This is a genomic window from Helicobacter pylori (assembly GCF_014497725.1).
Classification (GTDB): Bacteria; Campylobacterota; Campylobacteria; order Campylobacterales; family Helicobacteraceae; genus Helicobacter; species Helicobacter pylori_DE.
The window spans coordinates 320,101-335,978 of sequence record NZ_JACTGF010000001.1 but is presented as its reverse complement, the minus strand read 5'-3'; the positions used below and the strand labels follow the sequence as shown (position 1 = coordinate 335,978).

16 protein-coding genes are annotated in these 15,878 nt (G+C 40.6%); 6 read left to right on the top strand and 10 right to left on the bottom strand.

The window, feature by feature from the left end:
• Positions 1 to 8: 8 nt before the first annotated feature.
• From H7N69_RS01575 to ccoN, 6 genes are all read right to left on the bottom strand, one after another.
• Positions 9 to 596, bottom strand: coding sequence for a hypothetical protein (locus H7N69_RS01575; RefSeq protein WP_187884587.1), 588 nt, complete (start codon positions 594 to 596; stop codon positions 9 to 11).
• Between the two features lie 100 nt (positions 597 to 696).
• Complete coding sequence (locus H7N69_RS01570; protein WP_187884586.1) at positions 697 to 903, bottom strand: DUF4006 family protein; 207 nt, start codon at positions 901 to 903, stop codon at positions 697 to 699.
• 10 nt (positions 904 to 913) lie between these two features.
• On the bottom strand, positions 914 to 1,792 hold the full coding sequence (gene ccoP, locus H7N69_RS01565) for a cytochrome-c oxidase, cbb3-type subunit III (protein ID WP_187884585.1): 879 nt from the start codon (positions 1,790 to 1,792) through the stop codon (positions 914 to 916).
• A gap of 1 nt (position 1,793) precedes the next feature.
• Positions 1,794 to 2,012, bottom strand: a complete 219-nt coding sequence (locus H7N69_RS01560; RefSeq protein WP_001872571.1) for a cytochrome c oxidase, cbb3-type, CcoQ subunit — start codon at positions 2,010 to 2,012, stop codon at positions 1,794 to 1,796.
• Between the two features lie 10 nt (positions 2,013 to 2,022).
• Entirely contained in the window at positions 2,023 to 2,721 is a 699-nt protein-coding gene (gene ccoO / locus H7N69_RS01555) for a cytochrome-c oxidase, cbb3-type subunit II (RefSeq protein ID WP_000490772.1), read from the bottom strand.
• Between the two features lie 12 nt (positions 2,722 to 2,733).
• Positions 2,734 to 4,200: a cytochrome-c oxidase, cbb3-type subunit I gene (gene ccoN / locus H7N69_RS01550; protein WP_187884584.1), complete on the bottom strand. Its 1,467-nt coding sequence runs from the start codon at positions 4,198 to 4,200 to the stop codon at positions 2,734 to 2,736.
• A 169-nt stretch (positions 4,201 to 4,369) separates the two neighbouring features.
• Here ccoN and H7N69_RS01545 point away from each other — a divergent pair, with 169 nt between their 5' ends.
• Together H7N69_RS01545 and H7N69_RS01540 are read left to right on the top strand one after the other, a co-directional pair.
• Positions 4,370 to 5,818, top strand: a complete 1,449-nt coding sequence (locus H7N69_RS01545) for a DASS family sodium-coupled anion symporter (protein ID WP_187884583.1) — start codon at positions 4,370 to 4,372, stop codon at positions 5,816 to 5,818.
• Positions 5,819 to 6,805, top strand: a complete 987-nt coding sequence (locus H7N69_RS01540; protein ID WP_187884582.1) for an adenine-specific DNA glycosylase — start codon at positions 5,819 to 5,821, stop codon at positions 6,803 to 6,805. It abuts the gene before it with no gap.
• 23 nt (positions 6,806 to 6,828) lie between these two features.
• Here the strand turns inward: H7N69_RS01540 and H7N69_RS01535 are convergent, their stop codons facing one another.
• Together H7N69_RS01535 and H7N69_RS01530 are read right to left on the bottom strand one after the other, a co-directional pair.
• The gene (locus H7N69_RS01535; protein ID WP_187884581.1) at positions 6,829 to 8,484 is read right to left on the bottom strand and encodes an L-lactate permease; all 1,656 of its coding nucleotides are present in this window, start codon (positions 8,482 to 8,484) and stop codon (positions 6,829 to 6,831) included.
• Between the two features lie 55 nt (positions 8,485 to 8,539).
• Entirely contained in the window at positions 8,540 to 10,189 is a 1,650-nt protein-coding gene (locus H7N69_RS01530) for an L-lactate permease (protein ID WP_187884580.1), read from the bottom strand.
• Positions 10,190 to 10,409: 220 nt separating this feature from the next.
• Here H7N69_RS01530 and H7N69_RS01525 point away from each other — a divergent pair, with 220 nt between their 5' ends.
• Genes H7N69_RS01525 through H7N69_RS01510 form a run of 4 tightly spaced genes read left to right on the top strand, consistent with a single transcriptional unit; the run spans position 10,410 to position 13,708 of the window.
• Positions 10,410 to 11,138 carry a (Fe-S)-binding protein gene (locus tag H7N69_RS01525; protein WP_187884579.1) on the top strand — a complete coding sequence of 243 codons (729 nt, stop codon included), beginning with the start codon at positions 10,410 to 10,412 and terminating at the stop codon, positions 11,136 to 11,138.
• Positions 11,139 to 11,166: 28 nt separating this feature from the next.
• Entirely contained in the window at positions 11,167 to 12,612 is a 1,446-nt protein-coding gene (locus H7N69_RS01520) for a LutB/LldF family L-lactate oxidation iron-sulfur protein (protein WP_187884578.1), read from the top strand.
• Positions 12,605 to 13,240, top strand: a complete 636-nt coding sequence (locus tag H7N69_RS01515; protein WP_187884577.1) for a LutC/YkgG family protein — start codon at positions 12,605 to 12,607, stop codon at positions 13,238 to 13,240. Before H7N69_RS01520 ends, H7N69_RS01515 begins: the two co-directional genes overlap by 8 nt.
• Before the next feature lie 9 nt (positions 13,241 to 13,249).
• Positions 13,250 to 13,708: a peroxiredoxin gene (locus H7N69_RS01510; RefSeq protein ID WP_000412964.1), complete on the top strand. Its 459-nt coding sequence runs from the start codon at positions 13,250 to 13,252 to the stop codon at positions 13,706 to 13,708.
• Positions 13,709 to 13,932: 224 nt separating this feature from the next.
• Here the strand turns inward: H7N69_RS01510 and H7N69_RS07995 are convergent, their stop codons facing one another.
• Both H7N69_RS07995 and H7N69_RS01505 read right to left on the bottom strand, forming a co-directional pair.
• On the bottom strand, positions 13,933 to 14,067 hold the full coding sequence (locus H7N69_RS07995; protein WP_001222899.1) for an HP0135 family lipoprotein: 135 nt from the start codon (positions 14,065 to 14,067) through the stop codon (positions 13,933 to 13,935).
• Between the two features lie 287 nt (positions 14,068 to 14,354).
• Positions 14,355 to 15,704, bottom strand: coding sequence for a class II 3-deoxy-7-phosphoheptulonate synthase (locus tag H7N69_RS01505; protein ID WP_187884575.1), 1,350 nt, complete (start codon positions 15,702 to 15,704; stop codon positions 14,355 to 14,357).
• Positions 15,705 to 15,878 lie beyond the last annotated feature (174 nt).

The following is a 15,878-nucleotide window of genomic DNA, read 5'->3' as shown; positions in this document are numbered from 1 at the left end:
TTTCCCTCTTAAGATTTTTTAAAAAAATAAAGCCCCAAAAACGCCCCTAAAAGCGTCAATAATAAAATATAGATGATGACTTTTACAAAAGTCGCTCCCTTAGGGGCGTTAAAATTTTGCACGATATTCACACGATATTTTTCCGCTAAAGCGTCTACTGCGACCGAATAGCCGTTAATGAGCATGGCTGAAATCCTTTGAGGCGTGTATTCTTTGGCGTTGGTAGGGAGTAAGGGAGCGATTTTTTCAAAAAAGATTTTATCAGTATCCAACAAATCTTTAGGGTTAGCCACCAATTCTATTTTTTGAGCGTCATGGTAAAAAAAGAATACCACAAAAGGGGGTTTGAGCTGCTTTAAAAAGCCCTCTTGATAGCTTTGGCGTTCTTTTTTAGTCGCTAGAGCGATAGGATTTTTTTCAAAATCCGTCATATCAATCGCAAAACGCACGCCTGTTTTAAGATAAAGCTCTTTAGAAACGCCCTCTACAAACAGAACGCTTTTTTCTACCAAACGCCCTTTAGCGTTATTAAAAACATAAAACTCATTAGCCCCCAAACAACAAACAAAGGCTATTACAAGCCATAAGATCCTCATGTGCTAAACAAAAACAAATTAGGCACAAAAGAAATAACAATTGTCATTAAAATGGTCGCTACTACCATTAAGGCTAAGATTTTTTCTAAAGTCGTGAATTTCATTTTTTACTCCCTTGATTGACTAATTCATAATTAGCCCGGTTTTGGGTATTTTTTGCCTCTAAAGCGTTAATATCCTTATAGCGGTAATAATTGGTGGCTTGCTCTTTTTGGATATGGATCGCTTTGAATGCAAAAAAAACGACCACACACAATAAAATAACCACAATCAGTAAATTCCCTGCTAATCCGTTTAAAAATTTCATCTCTTTTCCTTTAATCTTCTAAGGGTTTTAGCGATTGGATAAATTCGGCTAACGCTTTAACTTGCAAATCGCTAAAGTTTTTATATTTGAATGATGGCATATGCCCTATATTGCCCTTTTTACCATGCATTAAGATATTTCTCAAAAAATTCTCTGTGCCGTAAGCGGTCAAATCGGCTGCAAACACTTGATTTTCTTGCAAGCCCTTACCATCATTGCCATGACAACCTGTGCAGCCCATGCTTTCAAACAATTCCTTGCCTTTATCAATGAGTTGAGGGTTTTTGGTTTTTTTAACACTAGAAAGTTCTGCCATCACATAGCTTGCGATCGCTTTAGCGTCTTTTTCGTCCAATTCCATAGCGGGCATTTCCCCAGCGAGATAATCCATGCCTTTAGAGCCATGCTTAATGGTATCCATAATGCCCTCTTCTTTACCCCAGCGCACCAGATTTTGAGCGCTCCCATGCAAGCCCTCAGCGGTGATGCCATGGCATTGCGAACAATGAACTAAAAAGATGCCTTGACCCATATCCACCAATTCCTTTTGACCCAAATTCTTCCACTTGGCTTCAAATTTTTGGTTGTGCGCTTTAACCTCTTCATTGTATTGCCCGATTTGAGAAAAACTGCTCAGCGGATACCCAAAGAAAAAATACCAAAAAGCCCACACAATCGTGCACATAAAGCTTGCGATCCAGCCTACTGGCACATTATTGGCGAACTCCCCTATCCCATCAAACAAATGCCCATTTTCTACAAGCTCACCTTGAGATTTGCTGTCGTGCATTTCTTTAATGAGCGAACTGGATTCATAGATGGTTAAAACTAAAATCACAAGCGCTGCAATCAAGCCAAAAACATTTATATGGTCGTTTAAAAAATCCATTTCAACTTTCCTTTATGCCCTTATCATGAACTTCTTTATGTCGTGGTTCAATCAACTCGTCTTCTAAAGCGTCATTTAGTGCTAAATACCCATAGCGCTCATAATCCATAATGCCTTTTTTTTGCTTTCTATACATGCTAAAAATATAAGCGTACAAAAAGAGTGTAAAAAGAATGGTGAAAAACGCATACGCAAAACCTCTCAAACTTTCTAAATCCATCATTCACCCCTTATTTAGCGTTTTGATTAGCGTTGATCCTGGAATTACCCAAGCTATTCAAATAAGCGATCAAAGCCACAATTTCTAACACTTCACCTCTTTGAATGGCGTCTAGCACTCGTTTGTCTTTCATGTCGGCTGTGATTTTTTTCGCTTCTTCTAAATAGGCTTTTTTCGCTTCTTCTACGCTCCCTAATTTCACGCCGTTTTCGGTGTCATAAGGCACGCCAAAAACCTTTTTTTGCGTCAAAGCTTCCGCATAAGCGGTGTCAAAATCGCTCTTTTTTGCAAATAAATGCTTATAGGCGGGCATGATGCTGTGCGGCACAACGCTTTTAGGATCAAACATGTGCTTTTCATGCCAATCGGTTGTGCGATAATCCCCCACCCTGTGCAAATCAGGGCCAATCCTTTTAGATCCCCATAAAAATGGCCTGTCATACGCATATTCCCCACTCAAACTATACGCGCCGTATCGATCCACCTCAGCTTGGAAAGGGCGAATAAGCTGGGAATGGCAATGATAACAACCTTCTTGGATATAAATTTGCCTCCCTGCTGTCTCTAAAACCGTATAAGGCCGTAAGCCTTCAATCGGGCGAGCGGATTTGAAGAAGTTAGGCAAAATCTCCACCAAGCCTGCGATCGCAAACACAAAAATAAACGCAAGAGTGAAAAAAAACGGATTCTTCTCTAAAAAACTAAACATTTCCAACCTCCCCTATCGAGACATAGGCGTGGCGTAATTGGGCTCACGCTCTAATTTTTTGCCTGCTGTGATGGTCATAAAAATATTGTAAGCAAAAATAATAAATCCAATAAAATACATAAGACCCCCAACGCCTCTAATATTGTAATAAGGGATTAGCACCTTAACCGTGTCAATGAACTGGTAAGTGAGATTCCCATACTGATCCACATCCCTCCACATCATCCCTTGCGTGATCCCTGCAATCCACATGGACGAAAAGTAAAGCACAATCCCTAAAGTCATGATCCAGAATTGGAAATCCACAAGCCTGCCTGAATAAATCTCTCTTTTGAAAAGCCTAGGCGTCATGTGATACATGCTCGCAATCAAAGTGAAGCCTACCCACCCAAGCACGCCGTCATGCACATGCCCTATAATCCAATCGGTAAAATGCGCTAAGGCGTTCACGCTCTTAATGGCTTGAATGGATCCTTCTAGCGTGGAAAGCATGTAGAAAGTTGAAGCTAAAACTAAGAACTTGATTAAAGGGCTTTCCTTGAGCTGGTGCCATTGGCCTCTCATCGTTAAAAGCATGTTAATCGCTGTCCCCCACGAAGGCAAGATCAACACCACTGAAAACACGCTAGAAAGGGTTTGTACCCAATCAGGCACGGTGGAATAAATCAAATGGTGCCCGCCCGCCCAAATATAAACAAACATCAAACTCCAAAAAGAAAACAAAGTGAGTTTGTAAGAAAAAATAGGCTGGCCGCTCTCTTTAGGCAAGAAATAATAAATCGTGCCAATCACCCCACTCGTAAAGACAAAAGCGACCGCATTATGCCCCCACCACCATTGAATGAGCGCATCATTACTGCCTGAATACATAGAAATAGAATGCCAAACGCTCCCCATATCAGCGACAAAATAGGTGGGGATAGAAAGGTTATTGAAGATATACATCACCGCTATACCCACATAAGTAGCGATGTAATACCACAAAGACACATAAATAGTATTCTCTCTTCTAACGCTCATGCTCCCAAACATATTAACCCCCCATAGCACCCATGCCACAACCACAATAATATCTAAAGGCCACATCAATTCGGCGTATTCTTTAGATTGAGTAAGACCAGCAAACAAGCTAATAACCCCTAGGACTAAAAGAAGAATCCAGAGCCAAAAATGCAATAACCCTACAAATTTCAAAAAGGGGTGTTGGTAATAAGTGATTTTAAGCACCCTTTGACCGATATAATACCAACTCGCCCAAATCCCCCCAAGAGTGAAACCATAGATCACCGCATTGGTGTGTAAGGGGCGTAAGCGGCCAAAAACGCCATACTCCCCTGCAATGTAGTTCAAACTAGGGAAAGATAACTCAAAGGCTAACACGATCCCTATTAACATGCCTATTATCCCAAAAGCGATCATCGCATAAAGAAACAATTTGCTAATGGAATAATCATAACTCAAAGGCACATTTTCTTGCATGCAATACTCCTATTTGTAGTAAATTCAACAAAGATAAACATAATTATAAAATTTTATCTTTTTCAAAAAGCTTAATTTTTAATCTTTTTCTGTAACATTGTAATAACTCAATCCCATTTGAATGATATTTTTAAGCCAAATTATTACTATCTTTGGCTAAAGGCTACATATGATTAAACAAACCCTCTCAATCTTTGCCCCTTTTCTCATCGCAACGCTATTGTATTTTTTAGGTGCACCGGACGGGCTAAACCCTAATGCATGGCTTTATTTTTGTATTTTCATGGGCATGATTATAGGGCTAATTTTAGAGCCGGTGCCATCAGGTTTGATAGCACTAAGCGCGTTAGTGTTGTGTATAGCGTTAAAAATTGGAGCGAGCAATGAAGTAGCGAGTGCTAATAAGGCCATTTCGTGGGGTTTGAGCGGGTATGCGAATAAAACGGTGTGGCTTGTGTTTGTCGCTTTTATTTTGGGTTTAGGGTATGAAAAAAGCTTATTAGGGAAACGGATCGCTCTTTTACTCATTAGGTTTTTAGGGCAAACCCCTTTAGGTTTGGGTTATGCGATCAGTTTGAGCGAATTGTGTCTAGCCCCCTTTATCCCTAGCAATTCCGCTAGAAGTGGGGGCATACTCTATCCCATCGTTTCTTCTATCCCGCCCTTAATGGGTTCTACTCCTAGTAATAACCCTAACAAAATCGGCACATATTTGATGTGGGTCGCTTTGGCTTCAACTTGCATCACTTCGTCCATGTTTTTAACCGCACTCGCCCCTAACCCCCTAGCAATGGAAATCGCTACCAAAATGGGCGTGAATGAAATTTCATGGTTTTCGTGGTTTTTGGCGTTCTTGCCTTGTGGGGTGGTTTTGATCTTGCTTGTGCCTTTATTGGCGTATAAAACCTGCGAACCCACCTTAAAAGGCTCAAAAGAAGTGAGTTCGTGGGCTAAAAAAGAGTTAGAGAGCATGGGGAGGTTTTCTTTAAAAGAAATTTTAATGCTCAGCCTTACTTTATTGGCTTTATTGGGTTGGATTTTTGGCAAATCTTTAGGCTTGCATGCGAGCGCAACGGCTTTGATTGTCATGGTTTTAATGGCGTTTTGTAAGATTGTAAGCTATGAAGACATCATTAAAAACAAGAGTGCGTTCAATATTTTTTTATTGCTTGGATCGCTACTCACGATGGCTGGCGGGCTTAAAAATGTAGGGTTTTTAAATTTTATCGGCAATGCGGCTCAAAATTTTTTAGAGCATGCTCACTTGGATCCGTTAATAGCGGTATTGTTTATTGTAGCTTTATTCTATCTGTCGCACTATTTTTTCGCTAGCATCACCGCTCATGTGAGCGCGTTATTCGCGCTTTTTGTAGGGATTGGTTCACACATTCAAGGGGTCAATTTGCAAGAATTGAGCTTGTTTTTAATGCTTTCTTTAGGGATTATGGGGATTTTAACGCCCTATGGCACAGGCCCATCCACCATTTATTACGGGAGCGGGTATATTCCAAGCAAGGATTTTTGGAAATGGGGGTTTATTTTTGGTATGGTGTATTTGATCGTGTTTTTAAGCGTGTGCACACCTTGGGTCAAATTCATCGCTTTTAGGTGGTTGTAGTTGGAAACTTTACACAACGCCCTTTTAAAATGGTATGAAGAATGTGGGCGAAAGGATTTACCCTTTAGGAATTTAAAGGGCATTAACGCCCCTTATGAAGTCTATATCAGTGAAGTGATGAGCCAACAAACCCAAATCAGCACGGTGGTTGAGCGTTTTTATTCCCCTTTTTTAGAAGCTTTCCCCACTTTAAAAGACTTGGCGAACGCTCAATTAGAGGAGGTTTTATTGCTCTGGCGAGGGCTTGGCTATTATTCAAGGGCTAAAAATTTAAAAAAAAGTGCTGAAATTTGCGTTAAAGAACATAACTCGCAACTACCCAATGACTATCAAAATTTATTGAAACTCCCCGGTATTGGCGCATACACGGCTAACGCGATTTTATGTTTTGGCTTTAGGGAAAAAACCGCATGCGTGGACGCCAATGTCAAGCGCGTGCTTTTAAGGCTTTTTGGATTGGATCCTAATATCCACGCTAAAGACTTACAAATTAAAGCGAATGATTTTCTCAATCTTAATGAAAGCTTTAATCATAACCAAGCCCTAATTGATCTAGGGGCTTTAATCTGCTCCCCTAAACCCAAATGCGCGATTTGCCCTTTCAATCCTTATTGTTTAGGTAAAAACCACCTAGAAAAACACACGCTTAAGAAAAAACAAGAGATCATTCAAGAAGAGCGTTACTTGGGCGTTGTGATCCAAAATAACCAAATCGCTTTAGAAAAAATAGAGCAAAAACTCTATTTGGGGATGCACCATTTCCCTGACTTAAAAGAAAATTTAGAATGCAAACTCCCCTTTTTAGGCGCGATCAAACACAGCCACACTAAATTCAAGCTCCATTTAAACCTCTATTCAGCTGCAATAAAGGATCTAAAAAACCCCGTTCGTTTTTATAGCCTTAAAGACTTAGAAACTTTACCCATAAGCTCTATGACGCTTAAAATCTTGAATTTTTTAAAACAAAAAAATTTATTTGGGGGTTAAACCCTGCCAGATCCAAAATGGCTCTACTTTATCGCAGGCACCACTTCAGGGATCAAATACGCAATCGTGCTAATCACGACTCCCATAATCGCTACAAAAATAAGGGAGTATTTAACCGTGAATTTGAACAAATCGCTCTCTTTCCCGGCTAACCCCACCGCCGCACAAGCGATAGCGATGCTTTGAGGGCTTATCATTTTGCCCAAAGTGCCTCCCACGGTATTAGCCGTTAGGGTTAAAACCTCAGGGAGGTGCAATCGTTGGGCGGTGAGTTGCTGTAAAGAGCCAAATAAAAGATTAGAACTCGTATCGCTTCCCGTTAAAAACACGCCTACCCACCCGATCAAGGGCGAGAAAAAAGTAAAAGCCAAACCCGTATGCGTGAGTGCTAAGGCTAGAGTGGAAGAAATCCCGCTGTAATTAGACACATAGGCAAAGCTTAAGACTAATCCAATGGTGAGAATGGGGTAACGCATTTCTTTTAAAGTTTCGCCAAAAACGCTCACTGCATCGCTCACTCGCACCCTTAAAACGAGCATGCTAACAAGAGCGGCTAAAAAAATGGAAGTGCCAACTGTGTTGATTAAGAGAAATTTAAACACCACAGGAAAACTCACGCTTTGATTGGCTTCTACAAAGGGCGGGCTTTTAAAGATATGGTTACTGATGTTATTGAATTCAAAATAAAAATTAGAAAAAGCTAACAAGCCGTCTTTTTCAAATAAAGCTTTAAAAAAAGGCTGTATCCATAGCACAATCACTAAAACCAAAATCACAAAAGGAGACCAAGCGACATAAACCTTACAGATATGATGGTTACTCTTAGTGAATGAGGCCGCTTTGCCGTCGCTTCTAAAAATGACTTTAGGCTGCCAAAATTTCAAAAAGAGCGCTGTTGCAACGAGTGAAACAAGGGCTGAAATAATACCAGGCAATTCTGGCCCTAAATAATTAGAGCTTAAAAATTGTGCACCAGCGAAAGAAAAAGCCGCGATAAAAACGGCCGGAAAAGTTTCTTTAATCCCCTTAAGGCCATCCATTAAAAACACAATGAAAAACGGCACTAACAAGCTCACAAAAAAGAGGATTTTACCCGTCATGGCTGAAATTAAAATCGCTGGCACCCCTACCGCGCTCGCCATAGCGCTTATAGGGATACCCACTGCGCCAAAAGCCACAGGAGCGGTGTTAGCGATTAGGCACAATCCGGCAGAATATAAGGGGCTTAACCCTAAGCCCACTAAAATCGCCGCTGTAATGGCAATAGGCCCTCCAAAGCCGATCGCTCCTTCTAAAAACGAGCCAAAACAAAAACCAATCAATATCACTAAAATCCTGTGATCTAAAGTGATGGACTGGACGCTTTCTTTTAAAATTTCAAAATAGCCGGATTTAACGCTGAGTTTGTATAAAAAAATCGCCGCAATAATAATCCAAGCGATCGGCCATAAGCCATAGAGAAAGCCATAAAGAAAGCTTGATCCCACCATGCTAACAGGCATTTTATACACTAAAACCGCAATAACGGCTGATAAGGCCACGCTCAAAAAGGCCGCTGTATAACCTTTGAGTTTAAAAACCATTAAAGATAAGAAAAATAACAAAATCGGCAATAAAGCTACAAGAGCACTCAGCCAAATATTACCCAAAGGGTCATAAATTTGATGAAATTCTAGCACTAAAAAATCCCTTTTAAAAATATTCTCTTAGCGCTAGTTCTCTTTAAAAACCCCCTTATTTAGGAATGATGGGGATAATAAAGGGGAAGACATAAGCAATAAGAGTGAAGACAATCCCCATAATGATCGCCAAAGCGATAGAGTATTTTACTGTAAATCTGAACAATTCGCTCTCTTTCCCCACTAACCCCACCGCCGCGCAAGCGATAGCGATACTTTGAGGGCTTATCATTTTACCCACAACGCCCCCGGAAGTGTTGGCCGCTAAGAAAAGCACTTCAGGCAAGCCAAGCTGTGTAGCGATGAGCATTTGCAAAGAGCCAAATAAAAGATTGGAACTCGTATCGCTTCCGGTTAAAAACACCCCAAGCCAGCCTACCACAGGCGAAAAGAAAGTGAAAACATGCCCGGTATCTGCTAACGCTAAAGCGAGCGTAGCGCTCATGCCGCTATAATTAGCCACATACGCAAACGCTAAAACCACGCCAATGGTTAAAATCGGCAAACGCATTTCTTTTAAAGTGGCTCCAAACACCCCTATCGCATCGCTGATTTTCACGCGCAACAAAAACACGCTTAAAAGGGCGGCTAAAAAAATGGAAGTGCCTGTCGTTAAAATCAAAGGAAGTTTGAACACCACAGGAAAATTGGTCGCTTCAGTAACAATGGGAACGGTTTTAAAAATCTTTTGACTGATAGAATTGAATTCAAACGCAAAGCTAGAAAACGCCAAAGCCCCGCCTTCTTTAAAGAGCGCTTTAAACCAGGGTTGCGTCCATATGATGATCGTAATCGTGAGCAACACAAAAGGCATCCACGCCACAACCACCTTGCAAATATGGTGTTTTTCTGTGCTAATCGTGGGCTCTTTGCCATTGCTGGTGAAAATGTGTTTGGGCTGCCAGAATTTTAAAAATAAAGTGGTAGCGACTAAAGACACTAAAGCTGAAATAATATCCGGAAGCTGCGGCCCTAAATAATTAGAGCTTAAAAATTGCGCGATAGCGAAGCTAAAGCCCGTAACGGCCACTGCAGGAAAGGTTTCTCTAATCCCTCTAAAACCATCCATTAAAAACACGATGAAAAAAGGAATACCAATGGAAAAAATGGGTAACACCCTGCCCACCATTTGAGAAATCTCTAACTCAGGGATACCCACCACGCTAGCCATCGCCGTGATAGGGATACCCACCGCGCCAAAAGCTACAGGAGCGGTGTTAGCGATCAAACACAACCCGGCAGCGTATAAGGGGTTTAACCCAAGGCCGACTAAAATCGCCGCTGTGATCGCTACCGGGCCTCCAAAACCAATCGCGCCTTCTAAAAACGAGCCAAAACAAAATCCGATCAAAATCACTAAAATGCGATGATCCGGAGTTAGGGTTAAAATGCTTTCTTTTAAAATCTCAAAATACCCGGACTTCACTGAAAGGTTGTAAAGAAAAATCGCAGCGATCACAATCCATGCGATCGGCCACAAGCCATAAAGAAAACCATAGAAAAAACTCGCGCTCACCATTTGAACGGGCATCTTATACACAAATAACGCAATAAGGATTGAAAGCGCTAAGCTTAAAAACCCAGCGCTATACCCTTTAAGTTTAAAAACAATAAGAGAGATAAAAAAGAGCGCAATAGGCGATAGCGCCACTAAAGCGCTCAGCCAAATATGGCCTAATGGGTCATAGACTTGATAAAATTCCATAAATTTTCCTTGAATAATTAAAAGTATTTCTTTATCTTACTTAAAAGAAAAAACTAATTTTAAGTAGCATTTAATATTAAGTCAAATTTAATGGGTTTGTGGTTTATTTTAGTAACAATGTTTAAGAGAGTGGGTTTATCAACTTGTGATTACAATCTTACTAATTTTGAGTATTATATTGTGTTTGAAACTCTTAATTTGGAATTTTAAGGAGCATTCTTTGAAAGTCAATTTCTTTGCTACTTGTCTAGGAGCAGCTATTTATAGCAACGCATCGCTTAACGCTATCAAATTGCTCCGCAAGGAAAATTTAGAAGTGGTTTTTAAAAAAGACCAGACATGTTGCGGCCAGCCAAGCTATAACTCAGGATACTACGAAGAGACAAAAAAAGTCATTTTATACAATATCAAACTTTATTCCAATAACGACTACCCTATTATTTTGCCTAGCGGTTCATGCACAGGGATGATGCGGCATGATTATTTGGAATTGTTTGAAGGGCATGCGGAATTTAACATGGTTAAAGATTTTTGCTCTAGGGTGTATGAGTTGAGCGAATTTTTGGATAAAAAATTGCAAGTCAAATACGAAGATAAGGGCGAACCCCTTAAAATCACATGGCATTCTAATTGCCATGCCTTAAGGGTGGCTAAAGTGATTGACTCGGCGAAAAATCTCATCAGACAGCTTAAAAATGTGGAACTCATTGAATTGGAAAAAGAAGAAGAATGCTGCGGGTTTGGGGGGACTTTTTCAGTCAAAGAGCCTGAAATTTCAGCGGTTATGGTTAAAGAAAAGATTAAAGATATAGAAAGCCGTCATGTGGATGTGATCGTTTCAGCGGATGCGGGGTGTTTGATGAATATCAGCACCGCCATGCAAAAAATGGGCTCTTTAACAAAACCCATGCATTTTTATGACTTTTTAGCCTCAAGGCTTGGGCTTTAACATTAAAGAATTGTTTTAAGGAATAATCATGGAAAAATATCATAGCGACCAAGAATACGAAGAAATCATCACCGACCAATTAGGCGATACGCAATTAAGGGAAAATTTGCGTTCTGCAATGGACACCTTAAGGGCTAATCGTAAGAATTTGATTAAAAATCGTTACAGCGAGTGGGAAAATTTAAGGGAATTAGGCAAAGAAGTCAAGCTTAAAATTTTATCCAGGCTTGATGAATATTTGGAATTGTTTGAAAAAAACGCCACTCAAAACGGCTTTAAAATCCACTACGCTAAAGACGGCGATGAAGCCAATGAAATCATTTACAACCTCGCTAAAGAAAAGAATATCAAGCGCATTTTAAAGCAAAAATCCATGGCGAGCGAAGAAATTGGCTTGAACCATTACCTCAAAGAAAAGGGCATTCAAGCGCAAGAAACGGATCTAGGCGAATTGATTATCCAGCTCATCAATGAGCACCCTGTGCATATTGTCGTGCCAGCCATCCATAAAAACCGCAAGCAAATCGGTAAGATTTTTGAAGAAAAACTCAACGCCGCTTATGAAGAAGAGCCTGAGAAGCTCAATGCGATCGCCAGAAAGCACATGCGCAAAGAATTTGAAAGCTTTAAAATGGGGATCAGTGGGGTTAATTTCGCTATCGCTAATGAGGGGGCGATCTGGCTAGTGGAAAATGAAGGCAATGGCAGAATGAGCACCACCGCATGCGATGTGCATGTCGCTATTTGCGGGATTGAAAAATTAGTAGAAAGCTTTGATGATGCGGCGATTTTAAACAATCTGCTCGCCCCGAGTGCTGTGGGTGTGCCTATCACTTGCTATCAAAACATTATCACAGGCCCCAGAAAAGAGGGCGATTTAGATGGCCCTAAAGAAGCCCACATCATTTTATTAGACAACAACCGCTCCAATATTTTGGCTGATGAAAAGTATTACCGTGCCCTTTCATGCATCCGTTGCGGGACTTGTTTGAACCACTGCCCTGTGTATGATAAAATCGGTGGGCATGCTTATCTTTCCACTTATCCTGGCCCTATAGGCGTGGTGGTATCCCCCCAACTCTTTGGCTTGAATAATTACGGGCATATCCCTAATTTGTGCAGTCTTTGCGGGCGTTGCACTGAAGTATGCCCCGTAGAAATCCCTTTAGCCGAACTCATTAGAGATTTACGAGCCGATAAAGTGGGCGAGGGCAGGGGTGTGGTCAAGGGGGCTAAAAGCGCCCAACACAGCGGGATGGAAAAATTCTCTATGAAAATGTTTGCCAAAATGGCAAGCGATGGGGCTAAGTGGCGTTTCCAATTGAAAATGGCTCAATTTTTCTCGCCTTTAGGCAAGCTTTTAGCCCCCATACTGCCTTTAGTCAAAGAGTGGGCGAGCGTTAGGACCTTACCCAACATGGACACAAGCTTGCATGCCAAAGTCCAGCACTTAGAAGGGGTGATTTATGAGTAAAGAGCTTATTTTAAAGCGCATTAAAGAAGCCAGAGCCAAACATGCCATTCAGGGAGCAAACCCTATTTATAGAAATATCATTAAAGTGGAGTTTGAAGACTTAGTGGAAGAATACAAGCATTTCCAGGTGTTGAATAAAGCTGAAGTCATTGAAAGCGCTAAAGAAGATTTAGAGCAAGCAATCTTAAAGGCTTTAGAAAATTTTCAAAGCAAAAAAGTCTTACACTCTACAGATTTGAATTTGAATTTTGAAGCGTTTAAGGATTTTACTTTACAGCCTTATGATAAAGAAATTGAAGCGATGCGTGAAGAGTTGTTTGAGATTGATACGGCTTTATTGCATGGGGTTTGTGGGATTTCAAGCTTGGGCATGATTGGGGCGGTTTCTTCGCATGCAAGCCCACGGTTGCTTTCACTCATCACCCTTAATTGCATCATTTTATTGAAAAAAGAATCCATTGTGCGCAATTTAAGCGAAGGCGTGCAAGCTTTAAAAAATCAAGGCCAAAACGGTGCATTACCCACAAACATGCTCCTTATTGGCGGGCCTAGCCGGACAGCTGACATTGAATTAAAAACCGTTTTTGGGGTGCATGGGCCTCAAAAAGTCGCTATCATTCTCTATTGAAGGATAAGAATGGAAAAGTTAGAAGTAGGGCAATTAGCCCCTGATTTTAGGTTGAAAAACAGCGATGGCGTGGAAATTTCTTTAAAAGATTTGCTCCATAAAAAAGTAGTGTTGTATTTCTACCCTAAAGACAACACCCCCGGATGCACTCTAGAAGCCAAAGATTTTAGCGCTCTGTTTAGTGAATTTGAAAAGAAAAACGCTGTTGTCGTGGGCGTAAGCCCTGATAATTCTCAATCGCATCAAAAATTTATCAGCCAATGCTCTTTGAATGTGATCTTGCTCTGCGATGAAGATAAAAAAGTAGCCAACCTTTACAAAGCTTATGGCAAACGCATGCTTTATGGGAAAGAGCATTTGGGGATTATCCGCTCCACTTTCATTATCAACACGCAAGGCGTTTTAGAAAAATGCTTCTACAATGTCAAAGCGAAAGGGCATGCTCAAAAGGTTTTAGAGAGTTTGTAGTTTCGCTCTCAAGCCTTTTAATCCTCAAACTCTAAGGCTCTGCTCTTTTCAAACATTGGTTGAGTCTTATTTAACAAAAATTTTTATTTTTTACGCTAAAACTCATAAAAATAGGGTTATTTTGCGACAATAACCCCACAAAAACGCTTTTTAAACACTATTTAACTAAAAATCAAACCCTTTTAATTTGATGGTAAAAAACGCTTTTTAGCTTTTTTAAATTTTTATTTTTGTTCAGGCTGCCAAATGGTTTTTTCTGAAGGGGTGCTATCGGCTTCGTTTTGTAAGATTTGTTTTTTAGTTTCGTGGCAAGCCACAAACAATAACGCTAAAATTACAGCTAAAAGAGAAATTCTCATTTCAAGCTCCTTTGAATATTAAAATGCTTACGATAATTATAAAGAAAAAGAGTTAAAGATAAATTAATATTTGGCTCTGTTTTCATCAAATGTCGGCACTCAAAACCTTATTTAACCTTATTATCCTTTAATTTTTAAAACTTTATTTTATGTAAAACCCATTCTCTTAAGGGGATAATTGGGGTATTTTGAAAAACTCCCCCCTACAACCCCCAACTAAATCCCCCTATAGAACGCGCTACAAGAAACGATCGCTTGACTAAAGCCTCTTATTATCTTGATTTCAATCAAGATCGTTGTTTTTTGAGCATGTCAGCAATTAAAAAAGCGAGTTCTAGGGCTTGAGTGGCGTTTAGTCTTGGATCGCATTGCGTATAGTAATGGCAACTCAAACCCTCTTCGGTGATCGCTTGCGAGCCACCGATACATTCTGTAACATTTTCACCCGTCATTTCCAAATGAACCCCTGAAGCTAAACTCCCTTCAGCCCTATGGATTTCAAAAAAGCTTTTCACTTCATCTAATACGCTATCAAAAGCCCTTGTTTTAACCCCCAAACTGGTTTTAACCGTGTTGCCATGCATGGGATCAATGCTCCATAAAATATGGCGTTTTTCTTTCAACACCCCTTGTAAAAGCTTAGGCAAACGCTCTTTAATCATCTTAGAACCCATGCGCACGATCAAATTCAAACGCCCCTTAATGTTGTGAGGGTTTAAAACATCGCACAATTCTAACACTTCGCTCACGCTCGCATTAGGCCCGATTTTCACGCCAATAGGGTTACAAACCCCCCTTAAAAACTCCACATGCGCGCCCTTAGGGTCTCTTGTCCTTTCGCCAATCCATAGCATGTGTGCGGAGCAATCATAAAACTGGTTAGTCAAACTATCCTTACGCACCAACGGCTCTTCATAATGGAGCAGTAACGCTTCGTGGCTGGTGTAAAATTCCACTTCCCTAAGAATAGGCGTTTTTTCTATCTCCACCCCGCATGCTCGCATGAACCCTAAAGCTTGCGTGATCCGGTCAGCGATTTGCTGGTATTTTTGCCCAAAATCGTTGTTTTTGACAAAATCCAAATTGAAACGATGCACTTGCTCCAAATCCGCTAACCCGCCTTGGGCAAAAGCTCTGATAAGGTTTAAAGTCGCTACGCTTTGATGGTAGGCTTTAAGCATTCTTTCAGGCTTTGGCTCTCTTTCTTTTTTGGAAATCCCATTGATAATATCCCCCCTGTAACTCAACACTTCTTCATCATCCAGCATTTCAATCGCATTGGAGCGAGGCTTGGCAAATTGCCCGGCAATGCGCCCCACTTTCACGATCGGTATAGAGCCAGCAAAAGTTAAGACAATCGCCATTTGCATCATCACTTTAAACATGTCTCTAATCCGATTAGCGCTAAATTGAGAAAACGACTCCGCGCAATCGCCCCCTTGCAACAAAAACGCCTTATTGTCAATGACTTGGGCTAATCGCTCTTGCAAGTTCCTCGCTTCGCCAGCAAACACTAAGGGAGGGTAGGAGTGCAATTCTTTTTTGACCCTTTCTAATTCCTGATTATCTTTATAAGTGGGGTGTTGCTCTATCTTAAAAGAATGCCATGAAGTTGGCGACCAGGTTGTGTTTGACATTTCTATAATCCTTTATTAATCTTTTTTTAAGCGTTATTATAGCTTGTGCGGGTTAAATCGTGGATTTTAGAAAATAAATGCACGCCCAAAACCACCCCTTAATCTCAAAAAACCCCAATCATAAAAAGCTTTATGCTACAATGAAAGCTCTTTAACACGATAAAAGGGCGGTTT

What these genes read in the sequence shown, in the direction of transcription:
- H7N69_RS01560 (WP_001872571.1), bottom strand. Translation starts at nt 2,012, where the DNA reads ATGGATTTAGAAAGTTTGAGAGGTTTTGCGTATGCGTTTTTCACCATT.
- H7N69_RS01520 (WP_187884578.1), top strand. Translation starts at nt 11,167, where the DNA reads ATGGAAAAATATCATAGCGACCAAGAATACGAAGAAATCATCACCGAC.
- ccoP (WP_187884585.1), bottom strand. Translation starts at nt 1,792, where the DNA reads ATGGATTTTTTAAACGACCATATAAATGTTTTTGGCTTGATTGCAGCG.
- H7N69_RS07995 (WP_001222899.1), bottom strand. Translation starts at nt 14,067, where the DNA reads ATGAGAATTTCTCTTTTAGCTGTAATTTTAGCGTTATTGTTTGTGGCT.
- H7N69_RS01515 (WP_187884577.1), top strand. Translation starts at nt 12,605, where the DNA reads ATGAGTAAAGAGCTTATTTTAAAGCGCATTAAAGAAGCCAGAGCCAAA.
- H7N69_RS01545 (WP_187884583.1), top strand. Translation starts at nt 4,370, where the DNA reads ATGATTAAACAAACCCTCTCAATCTTTGCCCCTTTTCTCATCGCAACG.
- H7N69_RS01575 (WP_187884587.1), bottom strand. Translation starts at nt 596, where the DNA reads ATGAGGATCTTATGGCTTGTAATAGCCTTTGTTTGTTGTTTGGGGGCT.
- ccoN (WP_187884584.1), bottom strand. Translation starts at nt 4,200, where the DNA reads ATGCAAGAAAATGTGCCTTTGAGTTATGATTATTCCATTAGCAAATTG.
- H7N69_RS01570 (WP_187884586.1), bottom strand. Translation starts at nt 903, where the DNA reads ATGAAATTTTTAAACGGATTAGCAGGGAATTTACTGATTGTGGTTATT.
- H7N69_RS01510 (WP_000412964.1), top strand. Translation starts at nt 13,250, where the DNA reads ATGGAAAAGTTAGAAGTAGGGCAATTAGCCCCTGATTTTAGGTTGAAA.
- H7N69_RS01530 (WP_187884580.1), bottom strand. Translation starts at nt 10,189, where the DNA reads ATGGAATTTTATCAAGTCTATGACCCATTAGGCCATATTTGGCTGAGC.
- H7N69_RS01505 (WP_187884575.1), bottom strand. Translation starts at nt 15,704, where the DNA reads ATGTCAAACACAACCTGGTCGCCAACTTCATGGCATTCTTTTAAGATA.
- ccoO (WP_000490772.1), bottom strand. Translation starts at nt 2,721, where the DNA reads ATGTTTAGTTTTTTAGAGAAGAATCCGTTTTTTTTCACTCTTGCGTTT.